General features: G+C 71.9%; 20 protein-coding genes. 14 read left to right on the top strand and 6 right to left on the bottom strand.

What is annotated here, in order from left to right:
• Window positions 1–4: 4 nt before the first annotated feature.
• Window positions 5–1,594 (bottom strand): MFS transporter, encoded by a 1,590-nt coding sequence (locus ACEZDG_RS08765; protein WP_380504946.1) that lies wholly within the window; start codon window positions 1,592–1,594, stop codon window positions 5–7.
• A gap of 344 nt (window positions 1,595–1,938) precedes the next feature.
• Here ACEZDG_RS08765 and ACEZDG_RS08760 point away from each other — a divergent pair, with 344 nt between their 5' ends.
• A complete protein-coding gene (locus ACEZDG_RS08760; RefSeq protein ID WP_380504943.1) occupies window positions 1,939–2,871 on the top strand; it encodes a DUF3027 domain-containing protein in 933 nt (310 codons plus the stop codon).
• Between the two features lie 30 nt (window positions 2,872–2,901).
• Here the strand turns inward: ACEZDG_RS08760 and ACEZDG_RS08755 are convergent, their stop codons facing one another.
• Both ACEZDG_RS08755 and ACEZDG_RS08750 read right to left on the bottom strand, forming a co-directional pair.
• Window positions 2,902–3,870 carry an isopenicillin N synthase family dioxygenase gene (locus tag ACEZDG_RS08755; RefSeq protein WP_380504940.1) on the bottom strand — a complete coding sequence of 323 codons (969 nt, stop codon included), beginning with the start codon at window positions 3,868–3,870 and terminating at the stop codon, window positions 2,902–2,904.
• A 29-nt stretch (window positions 3,871–3,899) separates the two neighbouring features.
• Complete coding sequence (locus ACEZDG_RS08750) at window positions 3,900–4,343, bottom strand: nucleoside deaminase (RefSeq protein WP_380504937.1); 444 nt, start codon at window positions 4,341–4,343, stop codon at window positions 3,900–3,902.
• A gap of 107 nt (window positions 4,344–4,450) precedes the next feature.
• Here ACEZDG_RS08750 and ACEZDG_RS08745 point away from each other — a divergent pair, with 107 nt between their 5' ends.
• Complete coding sequence (locus ACEZDG_RS08745) at window positions 4,451–5,695, top strand: PucR family transcriptional regulator (RefSeq protein ID WP_380504934.1); 1,245 nt, start codon at window positions 4,451–4,453, stop codon at window positions 5,693–5,695.
• Between the two features lie 140 nt (window positions 5,696–5,835).
• Here ACEZDG_RS08745 and ACEZDG_RS08740 read toward each other — a convergent pair whose 3' ends face one another.
• The gene (locus ACEZDG_RS08740; RefSeq protein ID WP_380504931.1) at window positions 5,836–7,272 is read right to left on the bottom strand and encodes a purine-cytosine permease family protein; all 1,437 of its coding nucleotides are present in this window, start codon (window positions 7,270–7,272) and stop codon (window positions 5,836–5,838) included.
• A gap of 147 nt (window positions 7,273–7,419) precedes the next feature.
• Between ACEZDG_RS08740 and ACEZDG_RS08735 the strand changes: the two genes are divergently transcribed.
• The 10 genes from ACEZDG_RS08735 (at window position 7,420) to ACEZDG_RS08690 (ending at window position 15,977) form a co-directional block, all read left to right on the top strand.
• Entirely contained in the window at window positions 7,420–8,877 is a 1,458-nt protein-coding gene (locus ACEZDG_RS08735; protein WP_380504928.1) for a menaquinone biosynthesis decarboxylase, read from the top strand.
• Complete coding sequence (gene mqnP / locus ACEZDG_RS08730) at window positions 8,874–9,779, top strand: menaquinone biosynthesis prenyltransferase MqnP (protein ID WP_380504925.1); 906 nt, start codon at window positions 8,874–8,876, stop codon at window positions 9,777–9,779. The genes ACEZDG_RS08735 and mqnP overlap by 4 nt, the downstream gene beginning before the upstream one ends.
• A gap of 77 nt (window positions 9,780–9,856) precedes the next feature.
• Window positions 9,857–10,453 carry an NADPH-dependent F420 reductase gene (locus tag ACEZDG_RS08725; RefSeq protein WP_380504923.1) on the top strand — a complete coding sequence of 199 codons (597 nt, stop codon included), beginning with the start codon at window positions 9,857–9,859 and terminating at the stop codon, window positions 10,451–10,453.
• Between the two features lie 52 nt (window positions 10,454–10,505).
• On the top strand, window positions 10,506–11,165 hold the full coding sequence (locus tag ACEZDG_RS08720) for a UbiX family flavin prenyltransferase (protein WP_380504921.1): 660 nt from the start codon (window positions 10,506–10,508) through the stop codon (window positions 11,163–11,165).
• Window positions 11,166–11,277: 112 nt separating this feature from the next.
• Window positions 11,278–11,754, top strand: coding sequence for an Lrp/AsnC family transcriptional regulator (locus ACEZDG_RS08715; RefSeq protein WP_380505467.1), 477 nt, complete (start codon window positions 11,278–11,280; stop codon window positions 11,752–11,754).
• Between the two features lie 7 nt (window positions 11,755–11,761).
• Window positions 11,762–12,733, top strand: a complete 972-nt coding sequence (locus ACEZDG_RS08710; protein ID WP_380504918.1) for a threonine ammonia-lyase — start codon at window positions 11,762–11,764, stop codon at window positions 12,731–12,733.
• A gap of 44 nt (window positions 12,734–12,777) precedes the next feature.
• On the top strand, window positions 12,778–13,941 hold the full coding sequence (mqnE, locus tag ACEZDG_RS08705; protein WP_380504915.1) for an aminofutalosine synthase MqnE: 1,164 nt from the start codon (window positions 12,778–12,780) through the stop codon (window positions 13,939–13,941).
• 12 nt (window positions 13,942–13,953) lie between these two features.
• Window positions 13,954–14,487: a GNAT family N-acetyltransferase gene (locus ACEZDG_RS08700; protein WP_380504913.1), complete on the top strand. Its 534-nt coding sequence runs from the start codon at window positions 13,954–13,956 to the stop codon at window positions 14,485–14,487.
• A 97-nt stretch (window positions 14,488–14,584) separates the two neighbouring features.
• Window positions 14,585–14,929, top strand: coding sequence for a DUF4229 domain-containing protein (locus ACEZDG_RS08695; protein WP_380504910.1), 345 nt, complete (start codon window positions 14,585–14,587; stop codon window positions 14,927–14,929).
• A gap of 4 nt (window positions 14,930–14,933) precedes the next feature.
• Window positions 14,934–15,977: a LacI family DNA-binding transcriptional regulator gene (locus tag ACEZDG_RS08690; protein ID WP_380504908.1), complete on the top strand. Its 1,044-nt coding sequence runs from the start codon at window positions 14,934–14,936 to the stop codon at window positions 15,975–15,977.
• A gap of 130 nt (window positions 15,978–16,107) precedes the next feature.
• Here ACEZDG_RS08690 and serC read toward each other — a convergent pair whose 3' ends face one another.
• Together serC and ACEZDG_RS08680 are read right to left on the bottom strand one after the other, a co-directional pair.
• Window positions 16,108–17,226 carry a phosphoserine transaminase gene (serC, locus tag ACEZDG_RS08685; RefSeq protein ID WP_380504905.1) on the bottom strand — a complete coding sequence of 373 codons (1,119 nt, stop codon included), beginning with the start codon at window positions 17,224–17,226 and terminating at the stop codon, window positions 16,108–16,110.
• 152 nt (window positions 17,227–17,378) lie between these two features.
• Window positions 17,379–18,479 carry a citrate synthase 2 gene (locus tag ACEZDG_RS08680; RefSeq protein WP_380504901.1) on the bottom strand — a complete coding sequence of 367 codons (1,101 nt, stop codon included), beginning with the start codon at window positions 18,477–18,479 and terminating at the stop codon, window positions 17,379–17,381.
• 336 nt (window positions 18,480–18,815) lie between these two features.
• Here ACEZDG_RS08680 and pdxH point away from each other — a divergent pair, with 336 nt between their 5' ends.
• Window positions 18,816–19,439, top strand: a complete 624-nt coding sequence (gene pdxH / locus ACEZDG_RS08675; protein ID WP_380505464.1) for a pyridoxamine 5'-phosphate oxidase — start codon at window positions 18,816–18,818, stop codon at window positions 19,437–19,439.
• Window positions 19,440–20,023: 584 nt separating this feature from the next.
• The gene (locus tag ACEZDG_RS08670) at window positions 20,024–20,737 is read left to right on the top strand and encodes a TIR-like protein FxsC (protein WP_380504898.1); all 714 of its coding nucleotides are present in this window, start codon (window positions 20,024–20,026) and stop codon (window positions 20,735–20,737) included.
• Window positions 20,738–20,744: the final 7 nt, after the last annotated feature.

The raw sequence follows: 20,744 nt of genomic DNA, 5'->3' as shown, positions 1-20,744 counted from the left end.
GCCGTTACGCCAGGTGGGGTTGGGCGGCCAGCCGGGGCAGCCTGATCAGGCCGCGCACGGTGAAGGCCAGCGAGACCGCCAGGATGCCCGCGGCGGTGGCGGTGCCGACCCGTCCGATCAGCGGCAGCACGATGCCGAGGCCGCCGCCGAGCACCCAGCTGAGCTGCATCAGCGTCTCCGAGCGGGCGAAGGCCGAGGTCCGCACCAGCTCCGGGACGTCCCGCTGGATCAGCGCGTCCAGGGCGACCTTGCCCAGTGACTGGGTGAGCCCGGCCACACCGGCGAGCAGGGTGACCGTCAGCAGTCCGTAGAACAGGGTGGCGGCGACGGCGGCAGCGGTGGCGGCGGTCAGCATCAGCGTGACCAGGATCTCAGGGCCGCGGGCCCGCAGCCAGGAGCCCAGCACCGTGCCCAGGGTGTTGCCGATGCCGAGCGCGGCCACCACGAAGCCCAGCGCCACGGTCGGCCGCAGCCCGCTGAAGGGGTGCTCGCGCAGCAGGAAGGCCAGGAAGAAGGTGAGGAAGCCGGACAGTCCGCGCAGGGTCGCCTCGCCGCGCAGCGCCAGGATGACGGCCGGGCCGACGGTGCGCAGGCCCACCCGGGCAGGCTTCACCGCGGTGGCGGACGGCGCGGCGGCGGACGCTGCGGCGGGCGCGTCGGCGGGCCGGTCGGCCGGGGCCTCCTTGCTCAGCGAGACCGGGGGCGCCGGGTCGCCGTGCAGCACGGCGCGCTGCTCGCCCTCCGCCGAGTCCACCTGGTGCGGCAGCGAGAAGGCCAGGAACGCCCCGGCCAGGAACACCAGGAACGCCCCGCGCAGCGGCCAGGTCGGGCCGATCAGGTGCAGTCCTCCGCCGATCGCCCCGGCCACCCCGGTGGCCAGCAGGCCGGCCAGGGTGACCCGGGAGTTCGCCTTCACCAGGGTGACCCGCTCCGGGACCAGCCTCGGCACCACCACGCTGCGGACCACGCCGTACGCCTTGGAGGCCACCAGCACGCCCAGCGCCTCCGGGTAGATCTGCAGCCCGCCGCCGGCGATGGAGCTGGTCATCATCCACGCGACCGCGGCCCTGGCCAGCATCGACAGCGCCATCGCGGCCCGTCGCCCGCTGGGCAGCCGGTCCAGCAGCGGGCCGATGACCGGGGCCAGCAGCACGAACGGGGCCATGGTGATCAGCAGGTAGAGGGCCACCCGGCCGCGGGCCTCGCCGGTCGGCACCGAGAAGAAGATGGTCGACGCCAGGGCGACGGTGACCATCATGTCCCCGGCCGAGCTGACGGCGTGCAGCTCGATCAGCTTGGCCAGGCCCGACTCGCCCGCGCCCTCGGCGGAGGTGGCCCGGCGGATCCGCCGCCCGGTGGCGTGCACCGCGTGGCCGGTGCCGCGGGCGGAGGCCGACGCCGCCCGGTGCAGCGCGCCGCCGATCCGCGAGCCGCTGCGGGCGCTGGTGGCGCCGGTCGGGGCGCCGGGCCCAGCGGTGCCCGGCCCCTCCGTTCCGGTCCCGGACCGGGAGGGGCTGTCGGGACCTCCGGGAACGGATCCCCGAGGTGCGTCGTCGGCCACATCGCCCATCCTGCCCGACGCGGGGCCGCTCATGCTGGCCTTTCCGACAGCGATTCGGCAGGTCGTGCTGGGGCGTTGCCGGGCGACGCCGCAGGGTGACAAGTGGCGAGGTACTGTCCCGGTTGGCGGCGCGGGCGGTACCGTGCACTCAGTGGCATTCTCCGACGAGGGTGCCGCGCCAACACTTCTCAGTAGTGCCTCGCGTGAATTCCTGCGGCGGTCCGGGCAGCTCCTGGCCCAGGTCTCCCGTCCTGACCGGCCCGCGGAATCACGCAGAATAAGGGACCGCCCGACGCCTCCCGGCAGGCCATCCGAGCCATGCCCCCCGGTGCTTGTGGCGTTCCGTGGATGAAGCTTGGGAGAGAATCGATCCTGTGATGAGTGCTGCGACGACGCGAAGCCGTACCCCCGACCGGCTCTGTGCCGATGCCGTCGACTTTGCCCGCGCCGCCGCGGTGGAGATGGCCGGCGCGGACGCGGTCGGCGAGCACCTCGGGACGGACGCAGACGGTGAGCGTGTCGTCACGCACTACTTCGCCACCCGCGAATGGGCGTACCGGGGCTGGCGCTGGGCGGTCACGGTCACCCGTGCCTCCCGGAGCAAGCTGGTCACGCTGGACGAAACGGTGCTGCTGCCCGGGGCCGACGCCCTGGTCGCGCCGCAGTGGGTGCCCTGGAGCGAGCGGCTGCGCCCGGGCGACATGGGCCCCGGCGACCTGCTGCCGACCGACGAGGACGACCTGCGGCTGGAGCCGGGCTGGTCCGGCGCGGACGAGCCGGCCCCGAACTCCGCCCTGGTGGACGCGGAGCTGGCCGCGGCCAGGGAGGCGCTGGAGGAGCAGAACGGCGCCGAGGCCGTCGCCCGGGCCGAGGCGCTGGCGGCGCCCACCGTCCGCGGCTCCATCGCCGCCGTCGCCCTGGAGCTCGGCCTCGGCCGGACCCGGGTGCTCTCCCGGCTCGGGCTGCACCTCGCGGCGGACCGCTGGGAGAAGGACTTCGGCGCGCACAGCCCGATGGCCCAGGCCGCCCCGGCCAACTGCTCCAGCTGCGGCTTCCTGGTGCCGGTGGCCGGGACGCTCAGCCAGACCTTCGGGATCTGCGCCAATGAGTTCGGCCCGGCCGACGGGCATGTGGTGGCCCTGGACTACGGCTGCGGCGGCCACTCCGAGGCCGCGGTGGTGCCCGCCCCGGTGCCGCCCACCCCGCCGGTGCTGGACGAGTTCGCGGACGAGGACTTCCCGCTGCACCCCGACCGGGACGGCGGCTCGGTGGCCGCCGACGCCCCGGCCGAGGAGCTCGGGCACAGCTGAGGCCGGCCCGGCGGGCGCTCTGACGGTCGGTCAACTCACGCTGATGGCCTCAAGCTTGGCCCGCAGATAGTCGGAGGAGTCGACCGGCGGGTACGCCACCGGGCCGCCCACCGGCTGCACCGTGGTGTGCACGTCGCACTCGTAGAAGTAGACCAGCGACATCAGGTCCTCCTCGGGCGCCTCCGGCGACGGCGGCAGCACCCGGTGGCGTCCCGACTTCCACCGGTCGCCGGTCCAACGGGCCATCAGGTCACCGATGTTGACGGTCAGCGCGTCCGGGTCGTACGGGGCGTCCTCCCAGCCGATGCCGCCGTCCTCCGGCGCGATGTACACCTGCAGCCCGCCCTTGCCCTGCTGCCGGTCCAGCAGGGTGACCGTGCCGAAGTCGGTGTGCGGGCCGATCCGGAACTGGCCCGGCTGCGGCTCGCCGACCACGCCTGTGCCCGGGTACCAGTTGATGTTCAGGGTGTAGCTGGGGTGCGCGGTGTGGTCGGTGAAGAACGTCGGGTCCTGGCCCAGCGCCGTGCCCAGCAGCCGCAGCACCTCGTCCGCGACCACCCGCATCCGGGCCAGGTAGTCCTCGACGGCCTTCCGCAGCGCCGGGGCCTCCGCCTCCGGCCAGCGGTTCGGCTGGAACCAGAACGCGTCGATCTCCGGGTCGCCGATCGGCTGGTCGGCGCCGACGGTCCAGGACTCCTTGAGGTCGGGCGGGGTCTCGGTGCCCTCCGAGTAGCCGTTGGCCTCGGCGCCCTTGGCCAGCCAGCCGCGCCCGCCGACACTCACCCCGTACTGCTGCTTGACCTCGGTCGGCAGGGCGAAGAAGGCGCGGGCGGCGGCGCGCACCTGCTCCCGCTCCTCGCGGCTCACGCCGTGGCCGGTGACCAGCAGGAACCCGGCCTGGCTCAGCGCCGCGTCCACCGCGGCGGCGGTCCGCGCCCGGGCCTCGGGGTCGTCGGAGAGCCAGGGGGCGAGGTCGATCACGGGGATGCGGGGGGACATGGGGGGCCTCTTCTCTGCAGTCTCTGCGGTCACTCGCCGATGTCCTCGAACCACAGCTCGGGCTTGGCCGCGATGAAATCGCGCATCAGCGTCTTGCATTCCGGGTCGTCCAGCAGCACGATCTGCACGCCGTGCTCGGCGAGCCAGTCGTGGCCGCCGTGGAAGGTCTCGGCCTCGCCGACCACCACCCGCCCGATGCCGAACTGGCGTACCAGGCCGGAGCAGTACCAGCAGGGGGAGAGGGTGGTCACCATGGTGGTGCGGCCGTAGCCGCGCAGCCGTCCCGCGTCGCGGAAGGCCGCCGTCTCCGCGTGGGTCGAGGGATCGCCGTCCTGCACCCGGCGGTTGTGGCCGCGTCCGAGCAGCTCGCCGTCCGGGCCGAACAGCGCGGCGCCGATCGGGATGCCGCCCTCGGCTAGCCCCAGCCTGGCCTCCTCGACGGCGACAGCCAGCAGTGTTGCGGTGTCAGTCATGGCACCACTGTCCCGTTCCGGAAACACCTCGGCAACGTGCGGAAAGTACGCTCCGGGCCACCCCGACGCCGACACCCTGTCCTGCGGAATCCACTCCAGGAGTCTCCATGGCCGCGCTCACGCTCCGCGAGATCCTCTCCTTCGACGTGCTCGGCGCCGCGGCGCCGGAGATCCTGTGCGGGGAGAACGGCTTGGACCGGCCGGTGCGCTGGGTGCACTCCAGCGAGATCTACGAGATCGGACCGCTGCTGTCCGGCGGCGAACTGCTGCTCACCACCGGCCTCGGGCTGGCCGGGGCGGACGCCGGGGCGCGCCGCCACTACGTCCGCGAACTGGCCGAGCGCGGCGTGGCCGGGATCGCGGTGGAACTCGGGCGGTCGCTCATGGAGATGCCGTACGAACTGCTGGACGAGAGCCGTCGGCGCGGACTGCCGCTGGTCGCGCTGCGCGCGGTGGTGCCGTTCATCCGGATAGCCGAGGCCGCCAACACCGCCATCGTCACCCAGTCGCTGGCCGACCGCCCGCACCCGGCCGCCGACCGGGACGGGCGCGCGGGCGCGCTGCTGCAGGCGCTGGCCGAGGGCACCGCGCTGAGCCAGTCCGAGGTGCTGGCCCGGGCCCGGGCGCTGGACTTCCGCCCGGACCGGACCCGCCGACTGGTCGGCGCCGCCGCGACCGGGGCCGATCCACTGGCCGTGCTGGCGGTGCTGGACCGGGCCGCCGAGGTGCTGGACGCGCCGCTGCTGCGCGCCCCGGTCCCCGGCGGCGCGGTCGCGGCCCTGTTCGCGGTCCCGGCCAAGGACGGGGACGTGGTCCGCACGGCCTTGCAGGCCCTGCGCGACGCGGTGGGCGAGGGGGTGACCGTGGCGCTCGGACCCGCCGCGCCGGTGGACGCGGCCTGGAGCCGCTGGGGCGAGTCGCTGCGCGAGGCCAGGACCACCCTGGCGCTGGCGCTGACCGTCCCCGCGCCGGAGCCGGACTGCTGCGCGGTGGCCGGCGGGGTCCAGGTCACCTCCTCCCGGGCGCTGGCGCTGGAGCGCCAGCTGGTCGGCGAGGGCCTCACCCCGGCGTCCCGGGACCGGCTGGCGCACCTGGTCAACCGGGCGCTGGGACCGCTGCTGGAGTGGGAGGCCGCGCACGCCAGCGACCTGGTCCGGACGCTGGAGGTGCACCTGCGGAACGGCTGCAGCCCGACCAGGACCGCGGTGCTGCTGCACGTCGGACGGCAGTCGCTGTACCAGCGGCTGGAGCGGATCGAGTCGCTGTTGGGGCTGCCGGTGGCGGATCCGGAGTGCCACGGCGAACTCCTGCTGGCCTGCTGCGCGCACCGGCTGCTGCGGGCGGGGGAGTAGCCCCGGCCGGGGTCGGAGCGGGGGCCGGTCCGGGCCGCTCGCGCGGCTGCGACGGCTCCGCCGCGCTGGCGCACGCGGCGGAGCCGTAGACCGTTACCGTGATGCCGCATCCCGGCCGGAGGCCGGTCCCGCCGGTGGTGTCAGGCCCCTGCGGGCTCCGCGGCCGGGGCCGGGGCGTCGGCCTTGGCCGGGACGACCGGGCCGAGGCCCGGGACCAGGCGCAGCGCCAGGTAGAGCGCTCCGGCGATGACGAAGCCGGCCAGGAAGGCGATGTCGCCGATCCCGGGGAAGTGCTTGGCCACCAGGCCGGTGTAGTCGGACTGGTTGGAGAACAGCCAGACCCCGATCCCGGTGCCCGCCGCCATCGCGATCGGCGCGGCCCAGTTGCTGAAGGAGCGGTCGCCGAGCAGCGCGCCGACCTCCGCGTCCGACTGGGTGCGGCGCAGGAAGCGGTCGATGAAGACCACGGCCAGCCAGGGGCCGATCCAGTAGGTGATGACCAGCAGGAAGTCCTCGTACTTGGTGCCGGAGTCGCTCAGCCCGCTCCAGGCGACCGCGGTGCCGGCCACACCGAAGACCAGGGCCACGGTGGCCCGGCGGACCGCGGCCGGGAGCTTGATGCCCATGGCCACGAAGGACAGCGAGCCGGAGTAGATGTTCAGCGCGTTGGCCGCGATCCCGCCGACCGCGATGGCGAGCAGGGTGAGGTCGGCCAGCCAGGTCGGCAGGGCGTGGGTGAAGGCGTCGGTGAGGCTGAGGTCCTTGGGCACGACGATGGTGGCCGAGGCCGCGCCGACGGTCTCCAGCAGCACGCAGGAGAGGAAGACGCCCAGCGCGGGCCACAGGCCCACCGCCCACTTGGCCGAGGTGCGCGGCAGGTAGCGGGTGTAGTCGGAGCCGTACGGGGTCCAGCCGGCCGCGTAGCCGAAGGCCGCGCCGGCGGTGAGCAGGAAGGCGCCGTTGAAGGCGTGCGCACCGGTCGCGGCGCCGATGTCCGACTTGCTGAGGATCACCCCGGAGGCGATCAGGAAGACGATGGTCAGCAGCGGGAAGGTGTACTTCTCGGCGCTCTGGATGAAGTTGTGGCCGAAGTAGGCGATGCCGACCTGCAGGATCACCACGATGAACAGGCAGAGCAGCACCGGCCAGCCGAGCAGGGTGTTCAGCGCGTAGGAGGCGCTGACGCTGTTGACGGCGAACCAGCCGATGCCCGCGGTCAGCGCGTTGAGACCGGCCGGGAGGGCGTTGCCCCAGTAGCCGAAGGCCGAGCGTCCGGCGACCATCTGCGGGACGCCGAAGCGGGGTCCGCTGAGGCCGAGGAAGGCGTGGGCGACGGCGCCGAGCGCGGTGCCGAGGACGATGGCGAGCACGGCCGACCAGAAGCCGAGGCCGAAGATGCCGACGGCCAGCACACCGATGAAGACGGTGGCGAACTCCATGTTCGGGGAGGTCCAGGTCCACAGCAGGCCGAGCGGTCTGCCGTGTCTGGCATCGTCGGGAATGGGCTCTGCGCCCGTGGGCTCGACGGCGAGTACGTGGTCGCCGTACGCGGATATCTCTGTGGGGGCGGCGGTCATAGGGTCAGTGTCGGGGTGCGTATGGAACCCGTAAACGGCCGGAACGACGGGTCTACGCGGGGGTACGGCGTACGTTCTGTACGTAGCCGGGAGGTGGCCGCCGAGCCGCGTCGGAGGCAGCGTAGCCGGTGGACGATACTGGCACCTATGGCATACGACGATCTTCGGTCCTTCCTCCGGGCGCTGGAGCGCGAGGGCGACCTCAAGCGGATCAAGGCGGAGGTGGACCCGTACCTCGAAGTCGGGGAGATCGTCGACCGGGTGCAGAAGGCCAAGGGCCCGGCGCTGCTCTTCGAGAACGTCAGGGGCGCCTCGATGCCGCTGGCGATGAATGTGTTCGGCACCGAGCGGCGGCTCTCCAAGGCGCTGGGGCTGAAGGGCCCCGAGGAGATCGCGGAGAAGATCGCCGGACTGCTGAAGCCCGAACTGCCGCACGGTTTCACCGGCGTACGGGACGCCTTCGGCAAGCTGGCCGGGATGGCGCACGTGCCGCCGAAGAAGGTGAAGGCCGGGGACGCCCCGGTGCAGGAGGTGGTGCTGACGGGTGATCAGGTGGACCTGGAGCAGCTGCCCGCGCTGTTCACCTGGCCGCAGGACGGCGGCTCCTTCTTCAACCTGGGGCTGACCCACACCAAGGACCCGGACAGCGGGATCCGCAACCTCGGCCTCTACCGGCTGCAGCGGCACGACCGGCGCACCATCGGGATGCACTGGCAGATCCACAAGGACAGCCGGAACCACTACGCCGTCGCCGAGCGGCGGGGCGAGCGGCTGCCGGTCGCCATCGCCTTCGGCTGCCCGCCGGCCGTGACCTACGCGGCCACCGCGCCGCTGCCGGGGGACATCGACGAGTACCTGTTCGCCGGCTTCGTCGCCGGTGAGCGGGTGCGGATGGTGGACTGCAAGACGGTGCCGCTGCAGGTCCCGGCGGACGCCGAGGTGGTGCTCGAAGGCTGGCTGGAGCCGGGGAAGCTGCTGCCGGAGGGGCCCTTCGGCGACCACACCGGCTTCTACACCCCGCAGGAGCCGTTCCCGGCGCTGACCGTCGACTGCGTCACCATGCGCAGGCGTCCGCTGCTGCAGTCCATCGTGGTCGGCCGCCCGCCGACCGAGGACGGGCCGCTGGGCAAGTTCACCGAGCGGTTCTTCCTGCCGCTGCTGAAGATCATCGTCCCGGACATCGTCGACTACGACCTGCCCGAGGCCGGGGGCTTCCACAACTGCGTGATCGTGTCGATCGACAAGAAGTACCCCAAGCACGCGCAGAAGGTGATGCACGCCATCTGGGGGGCGCACATGATGTCGCTGACCAAGCTGATCGTGGTGGTCGACCAGGACTGTGACGTCCACGACTACCAGGAGGTGGCCTGGCGGGCGCTCGGCAATGTCGACTACAGCCGCGACCTGAGCGTGGTCGAAGGACCCGTGGACCATCTGGACCACGCCTCCTACCAGCAGTTCTGGGGCGGCAAGGCCGGGATCGACGCGACCCGTAAGCTGCCCGAGGAGGGGTACACAAGGGACGGGGGCTGGCCGGAGATGGTCGAGTCGGACCCGCAGACGGCCGCGACGGTCACCCGTCGCTGGAAGGAGTACGGGCTGTGAGCGCGACAACGGCATCGGTCGTCCCGGTACCGGGCAAAACCAAAGCCTTTCTGCGGCTGGTGATGATCGAGCACTCGGTCTTCGCGCTGCCGTTCGCCTACATCGCCGCGCTGACGGCGATGTTCCTGGACAACCAGAGCATCCACTGGGTGCAGCTGCTGCTGGTCACCCTGGCCATGGTCGGGCTGCGGACCTTCGCCATGGCGGCCAACCGGATCATCGACCGGGAGATCGACGCCCGGAACCCGCGCACCGCCGGGCGCGAGCTGGTCACCGGCGCGGTGTCGATGCGCACCGCGTACCTCGGCTCCGCGGTCGCGCTCTGCGTCTTCCTGGCCGCGGCGGCGCTGCTCAACCCGCTCTGCCTGGCGCTGGCGCCGGTCGCGGTGATCCCGATGGTGGTCTACCCCTACGGCAAGCGGTTCACCGACTTCCCGCACGCGATCCTGGGCCTGGCCCAGGCGATGGGCCCGATCGGTGCCTGGCTGGCGGTGACCGGGGCCTGGTCCTGGGACGCCCTGGTGCTGGGGCTGGCGGTGGGCGTCTGGATCGGCGGCTTCGACCTGATCTTCGGCTGCCAGGACGTCGCCGCCGACCGCGCCGACGGGGTCCGCTCGGTCCCGGCCCGCTTCGGCGTGGACGGCGCCCTCTACGGCGCCCGGGCCGCCCATGTGGTGACCGTCCTGCTGCTGGGCTGGTACGCGGTGCTGACGGACGCCGGATGGGCGTTCTGGATGGGCCTGGTCGTGGTCTGCTGCGCCTTCCTCTACGAGCACTCCATCGTCAAGCCGGGCGACCTGTCGCGGCTCAACCGGGCCTTCTTCCAGGTGAACGGTTTTGTCGGAATCTCGCTCTTCGCCTTTGCCCTGCTCGACCTCATGCTTCGCGGGCTCGGAGCCTGAAAAGGGGTCCAAGGCCCTTTCTCCCGGGTCATGCTGACGGAATAACGAGTCCGCAACAGCCACGGAGGAGCAGACCCATGAGCGTCATCGCAGTCATCGGCACCGGCAACATCGGCGGCACCATCGGCCGTGCGGTCGCCCGCAGCGGCAAGCTGGAGGTGGTCTTCGGCTCGCGCGATCCCGGCAGCTCCAAGGCGGCCGGTGACACCGCGGCCAAGATCGCCACCCCGGCCGAGGCCATCGCCGGGGCCGACATCGTGCTGCTGGCCGTGCCCGGCGGCGAGATCCCCGGACTGCTGCGCACCCACACCGCCGCGCTGGACGGCAAGCTGGTCCTGGACGCCTCCAACCGCTTCCCGGGCCCGGTGCTCAACAGCGCCGCCGAGGTCGCCGAGCTGGCACCGGGGGCGCGCTACGCCCGGGCGTTCAACACCCAGGCCTGGGAGACGTACGAGGAGCCGACCTGGGACGGCGTCAGGGGCGACCTCTTCTACACCTCCACCGAGGCCGACCGGGCGGCCGTGGAGCAGCTCATCTCGGCGGTCGGCCTCCGTCCGCTGTTCGTCGGCGAGGGGCGCCCGGACCTGCTGGACGCCCTGCTCTTCCTGCTGGTCTCCACCTTCGACGCGTTCGGCCGGCACACCGGGCTGCGGCTGCTCACCGACGCGGGCTGACCGGCCGGACCGGTCGGCTGCCGCCGGAGCCCGCGCCGGTAGGGTCGGCAGGGTGGAACGAGAACCGTGGGTGGTCGGAGTGTCCGGTGCGTCGGGGACGGCGTACGCGGCGGCGGTGCTGCGGGGACTGCTCGCGGCGGGGGAGGCCGTGGACCTGGTGGTCAGCCGGGCCGCACGGCTGACCCTGCTGGACGAGACCGGGATCCCGTTCCGGGACGGCCACTGGGGCGAGGACCTGGCCGAATGGCTGGAGCAGCCGCTGGACACTGGGAAACCGCGGGTGGAGGGGCTGGACCGGGTCCGCTACTGGGCCGCCGGGGACCTCGCGGCCGGGCCGTCCAGCGGGTCGTACCGGGCCAGGGGGATGCTGGTGGTGCCCTGCAGCACCGCCAGTGTCGCCGGGATCGCGCTGGGGCTGTCCAAGGACCTGCTGCAGCGGGCCGCGAGCGTCACCCTCAAGGAGCGCCGCCCGCTGGTGGTGTGCGTCCGGGAGACCCCGCTGAGCGGGCAGACGCTGCGTCAGCTGGTGGCACTGGACGACGCCGGCGCGGTGGTGCTGCCCGCCTCGCCCGGCTTCTACGCGGGCACCCGGAGCGCCCAGCAGCTGGTGGACTTCGTGGCCGGACGGGTGCTGGACGCGGCCGGCGTGCCGCACGACCTCTACCGCCGCTGGACCGGCGGCCTCGGCGACGGGCGGGCCCACGTGAGCTAGCTCACTAGAGCGGGGTATTGTCGTTGGGATGTCAGGGTCGACCCGTCAGGAGTCTTCGATTCCGGATAATGTCGGCTGATTGCCCAACGATCGGAAGGCGCGGGTTTCCACGATGGACGCGGTGGACAGACAGCTCATCCAGGCTCTGCGCGAGAACGGCCGCGCCTCCTACGCGGAGCTGGGACGGCTGGTGGGCCTGTCGGGACCCAGCGTCACGGACCGGATCAACCGGCTGGAGCAGGGCGGGATCATCACCGGCTACCGGGCCACGGTCAACCCGGCCTCGCTGGGCCTCGGCGTCACCGCGCTGATCGGGCTCCAGCTCTCGGACGCCGCCGACCACGACGACGTGGCCCACCGGCTGCAGAGCCTCAGCGAGGTGGAGGACTGCTGGTTCATCGCCGGCGACGACTCCTACATGCTGAAGGTCCGGATGCCCGACGTGGACGGCCTGGAGTCGATCGTCAAGCGGCTGTCCGGGACCAAGGGCGTGGCCCGGACCAGGACCACGGTCGTGCTGTCGACCAAGTGGGAGAACCGGGCCACCGAACTGCCCGACCCGGACGCGCTGAGCGAGCGGAAGGCGTGACCCCCCGATGGCCCTGGTGACCCTGGACGAACTGCGCGCGGCGCAGAAGCGCATCGCCGGCGTGGCGGTGCGCACCCCGCTGATGCCCTGCCCGTGGGCGGACACCGACGCCCACTCGCTGCACCTCAAACCGGAGAGCCTGCAGCCGACCGGCGCGTTCAAGATCCGCGGCGCCTACAACCGGCTGGCGGTGCTGACCGCGGAGGAGCGGGTCCGCGGGGTGGTGGCCCAGTCCAGCGGCAACCACGCCCAGGCGGTGGCCTACGCGGCGCGGGAGATGGGGATCAAGGCCGTCATCGTGATGCCGGACACCTCACCCGCGGTGAAGGTGGAGAACACCCGGTCCTTCGGCGCCGAGGTGGTGCTGGTGCGGATGCACGAGCGTGACACCACCCCGGCCGAACTGGCCGCGCGGCACGGCTACGTCTGGGTGCCGCCGTACGACGACCCCTGGATCATCGCCGGCCAGGGCACGGTCGGCCTGGAGATCGCCGAGGACGCCACCGCGCTGGACCTGGACCTGCGCACGGTGCTGGTGCCGGTCAGCGGCGGCGGCCTGATCAGCGGGACGGCGGCGGCGCTGAAGCTGACCATGCCCGGGGTCCGGGTGGTCGGCGTCGAACCCGAGCTGGCCGGGGACGCGGCGGAGAGCTTCCGCACCGGCGAACGCCAGGTGTGGCCGTTCGAGAAGACCCACCGGACCGTCGCGGACGGCCTGCGCACCAACTCGCTGGGCCTGCTGCCCTGGGAGCACGTCCAGGCGTACGTGGACGACATCATCACCGTGACCGAGGACGAGATCCGCGCCACGGTGGCGGTGCTGGCCCGGCGCGGGCGGCTGGTCGCCGAACCGTCCGGCGCGGTCACCACCGCCGCGTACCTGCACCACGCGGAGCAGCTGCCGCCGGGGCGGAGCGTCGCCGCGGTGGTGAGCGGGGGGAACGTGGACCCGTCCATGCTTGCCGAACTGCTGGCGTAGGCTCATCGGGGTTACTGGTTAGCGCGGAAAGGGCTGAGGGCCGGATGGACGCAGGACTGAAGCGGGAGCTCGAGGCGAAGGTCTACGCCGGGGAGCGGCTGTCCCGCGAGGACGGCATCGCCCTCTACGAGACCGACGACCTGGCCTGGCTGGGCGGCCTGGCCCACCACGTGCGGACGCAGAAGAACGGCGACGTCGTCCACTTCAACGTCAACCGCCACCTCAATATGACCAATGTCTGCGCCGCCTCCTGCGCCTACTGCTCGTTCCAGCGCAAGCCGGGCGAGAAGGACGCGTACACCATGCGCATCGAGGAGGCCGTGCGGCTGGCCAAGGCGATGGAGAACGACCAGCTCACCGAGCTGCACATCGTCAACGGGCTGCACCCGACCCTGCCTTGGCGCTACTACCCGCGCAGCCTGCGCGAGTTGAAGGCGGCGCTGCCGAACGTCGCGCTGAAGTGCTTCACCGCCACCGAGATCCACTGGTTCGAGAAGATCTCCGGCCTCTCCGCGAGCGAGATCCTGGACGAGCTGATCGACGCCGGCCTGGAGTCGCTGACCGGCGGCGGCGCCGAGATCTTCGACTGGGAGGTGCGGCAGCACATCGTCGACCACGACACCCACTGGGAGGACTGGTCGCGGATCCACCGGCTGGCCCACTCCAAGGGCCTGAAGACCCCCTCGACCATGCTCTACGGGCACATCGAGGAGCCCAGGCACCGGGTCGACCACGTGCTGCGGCTGCGTGAGCTGCAGGACGAGACCGGCGGCTTCCAGGTCTTCATCCCGCTGCGCTACCAGCACGACTTCCACGACTCCAAGGACGGCATCGTCCGCAACCGGCTGCAGGCCAGGACGACCATGGCCACCGGCGCGGACATGATCAAGACCTTCGCGGTCTCCCGGCTGCTGTTCGACAACGTCCCGCACGTCAAGGTGTTCTGGGTGATGCACGGCCTGGACGGCGCGCAGCTGATGCTCAACCACGGCGCGGACGACATGGACGGCTCGGTGGTCGAGTACAAGATCACCCATGACGCGGACGGCTTCGGCACGCCCAACAAGCTCAGCCGGGAGAACCTGCTCGACCTGATCCGCGACGCGGGCTTCCGCCCGGTCGAGCGCAACACCCGCTACGAGATCATCCGCGAGTACGACGGACCGGTCGCCGACCGCCGCGAGACCCCGCAGCTGATGCGCTTCTAGTCGGAAAGAACGATGGCACTCCTCTTCACCCTGGACCCGGAGCTCACCCCGGGGCTCCGGGCCGAGCTGATCACGCTCTGGACCGATGTCAGCAACGCCGGCGGCGCGGTGGGCTTCGTCCCGCCGGTCACCGAGGAGCTGGTGCGGCCGACCGCCGAGAAGCAGTTCGACGGCCTGGCCGACGGCGGGGACCGGCTGCTGGTCGCCCGTGTCGAGGGCAGCGGCGAACTGGCCGCCTGCCTGTTCTTCGAGGACCAGCGGCACGATCTGATGACCCATTGGCGGCTGCTGAAGCGGGTGATGGTGCACCCGCGGTACCAGGGTGCCGGGTACGGCGGGCAGTTGCTGGCCGAGGCCGAGCGGGTGGCCCGCGGCTGGGAGCTGGCCGGGCTGCGGCTGACCCTGCGCGGCGGTCGCGGCCTGGAGTCCTTCTACGGCCGCAGCGGCTACAAGGAGGTCGGCCGGATCCCCGGCGCGATCCGGGTGGCCCCCGGCGAGGAGTGCGATGACGTGATCATGTGGCTGGAGCTGCGCGGAGAGGGCTGAGCCCGGACACCACCCGGCCCCTCCTGAAGATCTGCCCGCGCCCCGTGCTGTACTGGACGAGTCCTCCGAAACCGCTCGGAAAAGAGAGCCCGACGCCGTGAGCAGCAAGTCACACGCCACCCTCCGCTACACCTCCATGCGGGTCAGCATGTTCGGGGCCTGCTTCTTCGTCGCCCTGATGCTGGCCCACTTCAAGATCCTCCCGGTGATGGCCGGCGGGGCCGGGGTCCTGCTGCTGCTGATGATCTCGCTGCTGGTGTCGGGGCTGCTCAGCTACGTCCTGCTGAGCAAGCAGCGGGACCAGGTGTCCGAGCAGATCAGCACCGGCATCAACCAGCGCCGTGCCAAGAACGGCGGCGGCATGAAGCAGCGCATCGCCGCGCAGAACGCCGCCGAGGACGCCCTCGACGACGCGGTGCGCGCGGAGCAGGGCACGGCCTGACCACGTGGTGACCGCGGGCCGCCCGACCGGGCGCGATGTGGCGCGGGCCGCCGGGGTCTCCCAGGCGACGGTCTCGCTGGTGTTCTCCGAGAACGACCTGACCCGGGCCCGGGTCTCCGCGTCCACCCGGGAGCGGGTCAGGGCGGTGGCCCAGCAGCTCGGCTACCAGCCGCAGGCGGCCGGGCGGCAGCTCCGGCTGGGCCGTACCGGCCTGCTGCACCTGGCCGTGCCCAATATCCTCGGCCCGTTCTTCGCCCGGGTGCTGGACGGGGCGCAGAGCGCCGCGACCGAGTCAGGGCTTGCGGTGGTGGTCAGCTCCGGCTGGGACCGGGGCACCCTGGCCCGGGCGCACGGCACCGGCCAGTTCGACGGCCTGCTGCTGTGCTCCCCCGACGACAGCCAGCTCGGCGAGCTGCCCGACACCGTCCCCGTGGTCTTCCTGGACGCGGAACCCGCCCCGGCCGGCCTGCCCCTGCGCCGGACCCTGGAACTGGACGTGGCCGGAGGCATGGCCGCCGCGGTGCGGCATCTGCGCGAGCTCGGGCACGTCCGGCTCGGCCATCTGCGGTCGACGGACTCCGCGTACACCTTCCGCTCCCGGCAGGCCGGGTTCGAGCGGGCCGCGCGGGGCCTGGAGGTACTGGAGGTCGGTGTGTCGATCAACGGCGGCCTGGAGGCGGGCCGGGCGGCCGGACGGGAGCTGCTGGACCGGACGGACCGTCCCGGCGCGGTGGTCTGCGACGACGACGTGGTCGCGGCCGGGCTCTACCACGCGGCGGCCGAGCTGGGACTGCGGATCCCGGAGGACCTCTCGGTGGTCGGCATCGACAACATCCTCGCCGCCGCGCTGCTGTCCCCGGCGCTGACCACGGTGGACCTGCCGGGCGAGCGGCTCGGCCGGGCCGGGGTGGAACTGCTCGCGGCGCTGATCGCCGGGGACGCCCCGGCGGCGCCCGAACCGCTGGCCACCGCCCTGGTACTGAGGGGCTCCACGCGGGCCGCCGCGGCGGCGGAGGTACGCTCGGACCGTGGACCCCAAGACTCGTAGCAGGATCGTGAGCGGCGCGCTGGTACTGCTGCTGCTGGTTGTCGTCATCGGCGCGCTGGCGCGGCGCTAGCGGTAGCCATGACCGAGGGGCCGTCCAGCGGTGCTGGACGGCCCCTCGGTCATGGGTGGATCAGAGCTTGTCGATCACGTAGTCGATGCAGACCGTCAGCGCCTCGACGTCGGCCGGGTCGACGGACGGGAACATCGCCACCCGCAGCTGGTTGCGGCCCAGCTTGCGGTAGGGCTCGGTGTCCACGATGCCGTTGGCACGCAGTGCCTTGGCGACCGCGTCGGCGTTGATCGAGTCGTCGAAGTCGATGGTGCCGATGACCTGCGAGCGCTCCGCCGGGTTGGTGACGAAGGGGGTCGCGTAGGAGGACTTCTCGGCCCAGCTGTAGAGCCGGGAGGAGGAGTCGGCGGTGCGGGCCACCGACCAGTCCAGGCCGCCGTTGCCGTTCAGCCAGTCCAGCTGCTCGCCGAGCAGGAACAGGGTGGCCAGCGACGGGGTGTTGTACGTCTGGTCCTTCGACGAGTTGTCGATGGCCGTCGGCAGGTCGAAGAACGGCGGGATGTAGCGGCCGGACGCGGCGATCTCGGCGGCGCGGGCCAGCGCGGCCGGGGAGAAGACACCGATCCACAGGCCGCCGTCGGAGGCGAAGGACTTCTGCGGGGCGAAGTAGTAGACATCGGTCTCGCTGATGTCGACCGGCAGGCCGCCCGCGCCGGAGGTCGCGTCCACCAGCACCAGCGCGCCCTCGTCGGCGCCGGCCACCCGGGAGATCGGCATGGCCACGCCGGTGGAGGTCTCGTTGTGGGTCAGCGCGTAGACGTCCACGCCGGCCTCGGCGACCGGCAGCGGGTGGGTGCCGGGCTCGGACTTGACCACGGACGGGTCCGCGAGCCAGGGCGCGGCCTTGGTGGAGGCGGCGAACTTGGACGAGAACTCGCCGAAGTTGAGGTGCTGGGACTTCTCCCGCACCAGCCCGAAGGCGGCGATGTCCCAGAAGGCGGTGGAGCCGCCGTTGCCGAGGACCACCTCGTAGCCCTCGGGGAGCGAGAAGAGGCTGCTGACACCCTCGCGCACGCGGCGGACCTGGTTCTTCACCGGGGCCTGGCGGTGGGAGGTGCCGAGCAGCGAGCTACCGGTCGCGGCGAGGGCGCTGAGCGCCTCGGGGCGAACCTTGGAGGGACCTGCGCCGAAACGGCCGTCTACGGGCCTGATGTCAGCGGGGATCTGGATCTCAGCCACGGGGCGAGCCTACCGGCTCGGCGGGGACGCGCCGTGGGAGGTCCGCCGTTTGAGACACGAAGGTGTGACGGGCGGGTTCACCGTGGGCGCGGGTTGCTGTTTGCGCAGTTCCCCGCGCCCCTAGGTAGTCCCAATGACCCTTTGCGCGCAGGTTACCGCGCGATGTCGTCGAAGCCTTCGACCTCGTGCGGGCTGCGGGTGTTGGGGCCGATGTAGCGGGCGGCCGGGCGGACCAGGCGGCCGGTGCGCTTCTGCTCCAGGATGTGCGCGCTCCACCCGGCGGTGCGGGCGCAGGTGAACATCGAGGTGAACATGTGCGCGGGGACCTCGGCGAAGTCCAGGATGATCGCGGCCCAGAACTCCACGTTGGTGGCCAGCACCCGGTCGGGGCGGCGGGCGTGCAGCTCCTCCAGCGCGGCCTTCTCCAGCGCCTCGGCGACCTCGTAGCGCGGCGCGGCCAGCTCCATCGCGGTGCGGCGCAGCACGCGGGCGCGGGGGTCCTCGGCGCGGTAGACCCGGTGGCCGAAGCCCATCAGCCGCTCGCCCTTGTCCAGGGCGTTCCGGACGTACGCGCCGGCGTCGCCGGTGCGCTCGATCTCCTCGATCATGCCCAGCACCCGGGACGGCGCCCCGCCGTGCAGCGGGCCCGACATGGCGCCGACCGCGCCGGACAGCGCGGCGGCGACGTCCGCGCCGGTGGAGGCGATGACCCGGGCGGTGAACGTGGAGGCGTTCATGCCGTGCTCGGCGGCCGAGGTCCAGTAGGCGTCGATGGCCTTGACGTGGCGGGGGTCGGGCTCGCCGCGCCAGCGGATCATAAAGCGCTCGACGATGGTCTCGGCCTTGTCGATCTCGCTCTGCGGGACCATCGGCAGGCCCTGGCCGCGGGCGGACTGCGCCACGTAGGAGAGGGCCATCACGGCGGCCCGGGCGAGGTCGTCGCGGGCCTGCTCGGGGCTGATGTCAAGCAGCGGTTTGAGGCCCCAGGCCGGGGCGAGCATGGCGAGCGCGGACTGCACGTCCACGCGGATGTCGCCGGAGTGGATCGGCAGCGGGAACGGCTCGGCGGCGGGCAGTCCGGGGTTGAACTTGCCGTCGACGAGCAGGCCCCAGGTGTTCCCGAAGGACACGTGGCCGACCAGCTCCTCGATGTCGACACCGCGGTAGCGGAGCGAGCCGCCCTCCTTGTCGGGTTCGGCGATCTCCGTCTCGAACGCTACGACTCCCTCGAGTCCGGGTACGAAATCGGACATCAGGCGGCTCCTCTGAATCTGACGTCGGTGACTGTGGTGTGGCCAAGTCGTCGGCTGTCTGGACGTGACGCGCGGTTGCGCGCTGGTGTCGTGCGTGTGGCAGGTCATGGGCGTGTGGCACGCAGTGTCAGGGTGGCAGGCACTGGGTGCAGTGCGCCAGACCACGCGAGGGTGATACCTCGCACGGGGGCGGGTTTCGTACCGGACACCTTATATCTTGATATCGAGATGTTGTAGTGATCAAAAGAACAACCGGAGTGCCGGATGCGGGATGATGTGGGCGTGCAGCCTCCCGAGTCCGAACCCGCTTCCGCCTCCCCCGCCTCCCTCGCCGCGATGCGGCGGCACTACCGCGTCGAGGGGCTCGACGAGTCGGCGCTGGCCGACGAGCCGATGGCGCAGTTCGACCAGTGGTTCGCCGAGGCGGTGAAGTCCGGCCTGGACGAGCCCAACGCGATGGTGGTCTCCACGGCGGACGCCGAGGGCCGGCCCAGCGTGCGCACCGTGCTGCTGAAGGGCTACGACCGGCGCGGCTTTGTCTTCTACACCAACCACGGGTCGCGGAAGGGCGCCGAGCTGGACGCCAATCCGCAGGTCGCCCTGCTCTTCCCGTGGCATCCGCTGGCCCGCCAGGTGATCGTCAGGGGCCTGGCCGCGCGGGTGGGCCGGGACGAGACCGCCGCCTACTTCCGCAGCCGGCCGCACGGCTCGCAGCTGGGCGCCTGGGCCAGCGAGCAGTCCCGTCCGATCGGCTCCCGGGGCGAGCTCGAGCAGCGCTACGCGGACCTCGCCGCGCGCTACCCGGAGGACGAGGACGTGCCGGTCCCGCCGTTCTGGGGCGGCTACCGGATCACCCCGGCCAGTGTGGAGTTCTGGCAGGGCCGGGAGAACCGGTTGCACGACCGGCTGCTGTACGAGGACGGGGCCGGGGGCTGGACCGTCCGGCGGCTGCAGCCCTGAGCCCGTCGAGGTTCCGAGCGGTGCATCTCGGCCAGAACCCGGCCGGTTACTGGCCATCGCTTGACGGGGTCTTGCCGCGACGGCGGGTATGGGTGACGCTAATTCAGAATCTATGCGCCCTGGAGAGCTTCGTGCTGGAACGGCCACGGAGGGGAGTCGCCGAAAAGGGCACGACGGGGGCGTTTCAGGAGTCGTGATTCCACCACCCGAAGGCTGGTCTCTGTGATCATTCCCAGTAACACCGCCACCGCGGCCTCAGTCCGTGAGTCCGCTCCGCGCCCGGGCGCGTCGCGTCCGTCACTGGCCGATACCCGCAACCGCCTCGACGCACGCGTGGTCAAGCGGGCTCTCGGCACCGACGGGCCCGAGCACCTCGAGATCGCCGCATTCCAATCCTCGATCTGACGTTTGATCTGCGGAATTCCTGATTCCGGGCGGGTGATCATCACTCGCCCGGTCATGTCTGCCCGAATTCGCCCCGCTCTTTCCGCCCAGTGAGCACTTGCTGTTCACTTTGCACGATACCGTTGTCCTGAAACGCTCCTGACGGAGCGTCGGACAGTGGCGTGCCCAGGAGGACAGCGGTGGCCGAACGCACCAAGGACGCGGCATCGGATCAACGACAGGATGGCGGGCCGTCCTTCTTCGTCAGCTATGCCAGGCCCCCCGGTGCCCCTTCCCAGGACGACGCCTCGCCGATCGGCGACCTGGTGCAGGACCTCAACTTCGAGATCGGGCAGCACGTCCGGCGGGAGTCCAGGGCCGGCCCCGGCGTCTCCGACCGGGAGATACCGCTCGGCGACGACTGGGGGCTGTACATCTCGCAGATGCTCGCCGAGGCGCATGTCCTGGTGGCCCTGGTGTCGGCCCCCTACCTGGACAGCGAGTGGTGCGGCAAGGAGTGGTGGGTCTTCAGCCAGCGCGCGGTGCACGCGCGTCCGCCGCTGTCCCCGAAGACCTCGGCCATCCTTCCGGTGCTCTGGGCCCCGCTCCCGCCGAGCCGCGGGAACGCCCTGGTCCAGCGCTACCAGTACACCAACGCGGGGATGCCCGGCGCCTATGCGAAGGAGGGCCTGCTCGCCCTCAGCAGGCAGGCGGGGAAGCGGGATTCGTACCACCAGGTGGTCAACAGGATCGCCCGGCGGGTCAGCGACCTACTGGTGCACACGACGGTGGAACCCGGCAGAATGGTGAACCTGGAGAGCGCCCCGAGCGCCTTCCACCCACGCCATCCCGACTGGAGCGGTGTCACCTTCTGGAGCAAGCAGCCCCATGCGGCGGGGCCGGGCCAGGCCTGACGGAGGG

It is taken from the genome of Streptacidiphilus alkalitolerans (assembly GCF_042511045.1).
GTDB classification, from domain to species: domain Bacteria; phylum Actinomycetota; class Actinomycetes; order Streptomycetales; family Streptomycetaceae; genus Streptacidiphilus; species Streptacidiphilus alkalitolerans.
This window is presented reverse-complemented; position numbering and strand designations above follow the sequence as displayed.

Excerpts from the sequence above, each read along its gene's own strand:
- ACEZDG_RS08765 (WP_380504946.1), bottom strand. The coding sequence starts at position 1,594 with ATGAGCGGCCCCGCGTCGGGCAGGATGGGCGATGTGGCCGACGACGCA.
- ACEZDG_RS08760 (WP_380504943.1), top strand. The coding sequence starts at position 1,939 with ATGAGTGCTGCGACGACGCGAAGCCGTACCCCCGACCGGCTCTGTGCC.
- ACEZDG_RS08755 (WP_380504940.1), bottom strand. The coding sequence starts at position 3,870 with ATGTCCCCCCGCATCCCCGTGATCGACCTCGCCCCCTGGCTCTCCGAC.
- ACEZDG_RS08750 (WP_380504937.1), bottom strand. The coding sequence starts at position 4,343 with ATGACTGACACCGCAACACTGCTGGCTGTCGCCGTCGAGGAGGCCAGG.
- ACEZDG_RS08745 (WP_380504934.1), top strand. The coding sequence starts at position 4,451 with ATGGCCGCGCTCACGCTCCGCGAGATCCTCTCCTTCGACGTGCTCGGC.
- ACEZDG_RS08740 (WP_380504931.1), bottom strand. The coding sequence starts at position 7,272 with ATGACCGCCGCCCCCACAGAGATATCCGCGTACGGCGACCACGTACTC.
- ACEZDG_RS08735 (WP_380504928.1), top strand. The coding sequence starts at position 7,420 with ATGGCATACGACGATCTTCGGTCCTTCCTCCGGGCGCTGGAGCGCGAG.
- ACEZDG_RS08725 (WP_380504923.1), top strand. The coding sequence starts at position 9,857 with ATGAGCGTCATCGCAGTCATCGGCACCGGCAACATCGGCGGCACCATC.
- ACEZDG_RS08715 (WP_380505467.1), top strand. The coding sequence starts at position 11,278 with ATGGACGCGGTGGACAGACAGCTCATCCAGGCTCTGCGCGAGAACGGC.
- ACEZDG_RS08710 (WP_380504918.1), top strand. The coding sequence starts at position 11,762 with ATGGCCCTGGTGACCCTGGACGAACTGCGCGCGGCGCAGAAGCGCATC.
- mqnE (WP_380504915.1), top strand. The coding sequence starts at position 12,778 with ATGGACGCAGGACTGAAGCGGGAGCTCGAGGCGAAGGTCTACGCCGGG.
- ACEZDG_RS08700 (WP_380504913.1), top strand. The coding sequence starts at position 13,954 with ATGGCACTCCTCTTCACCCTGGACCCGGAGCTCACCCCGGGGCTCCGG.
- ACEZDG_RS08680 (WP_380504901.1), bottom strand. The coding sequence starts at position 18,479 with ATGTCCGATTTCGTACCCGGACTCGAGGGAGTCGTAGCGTTCGAGACG.
- pdxH (WP_380505464.1), top strand. The coding sequence starts at position 18,816 with ATGCGGCGGCACTACCGCGTCGAGGGGCTCGACGAGTCGGCGCTGGCC.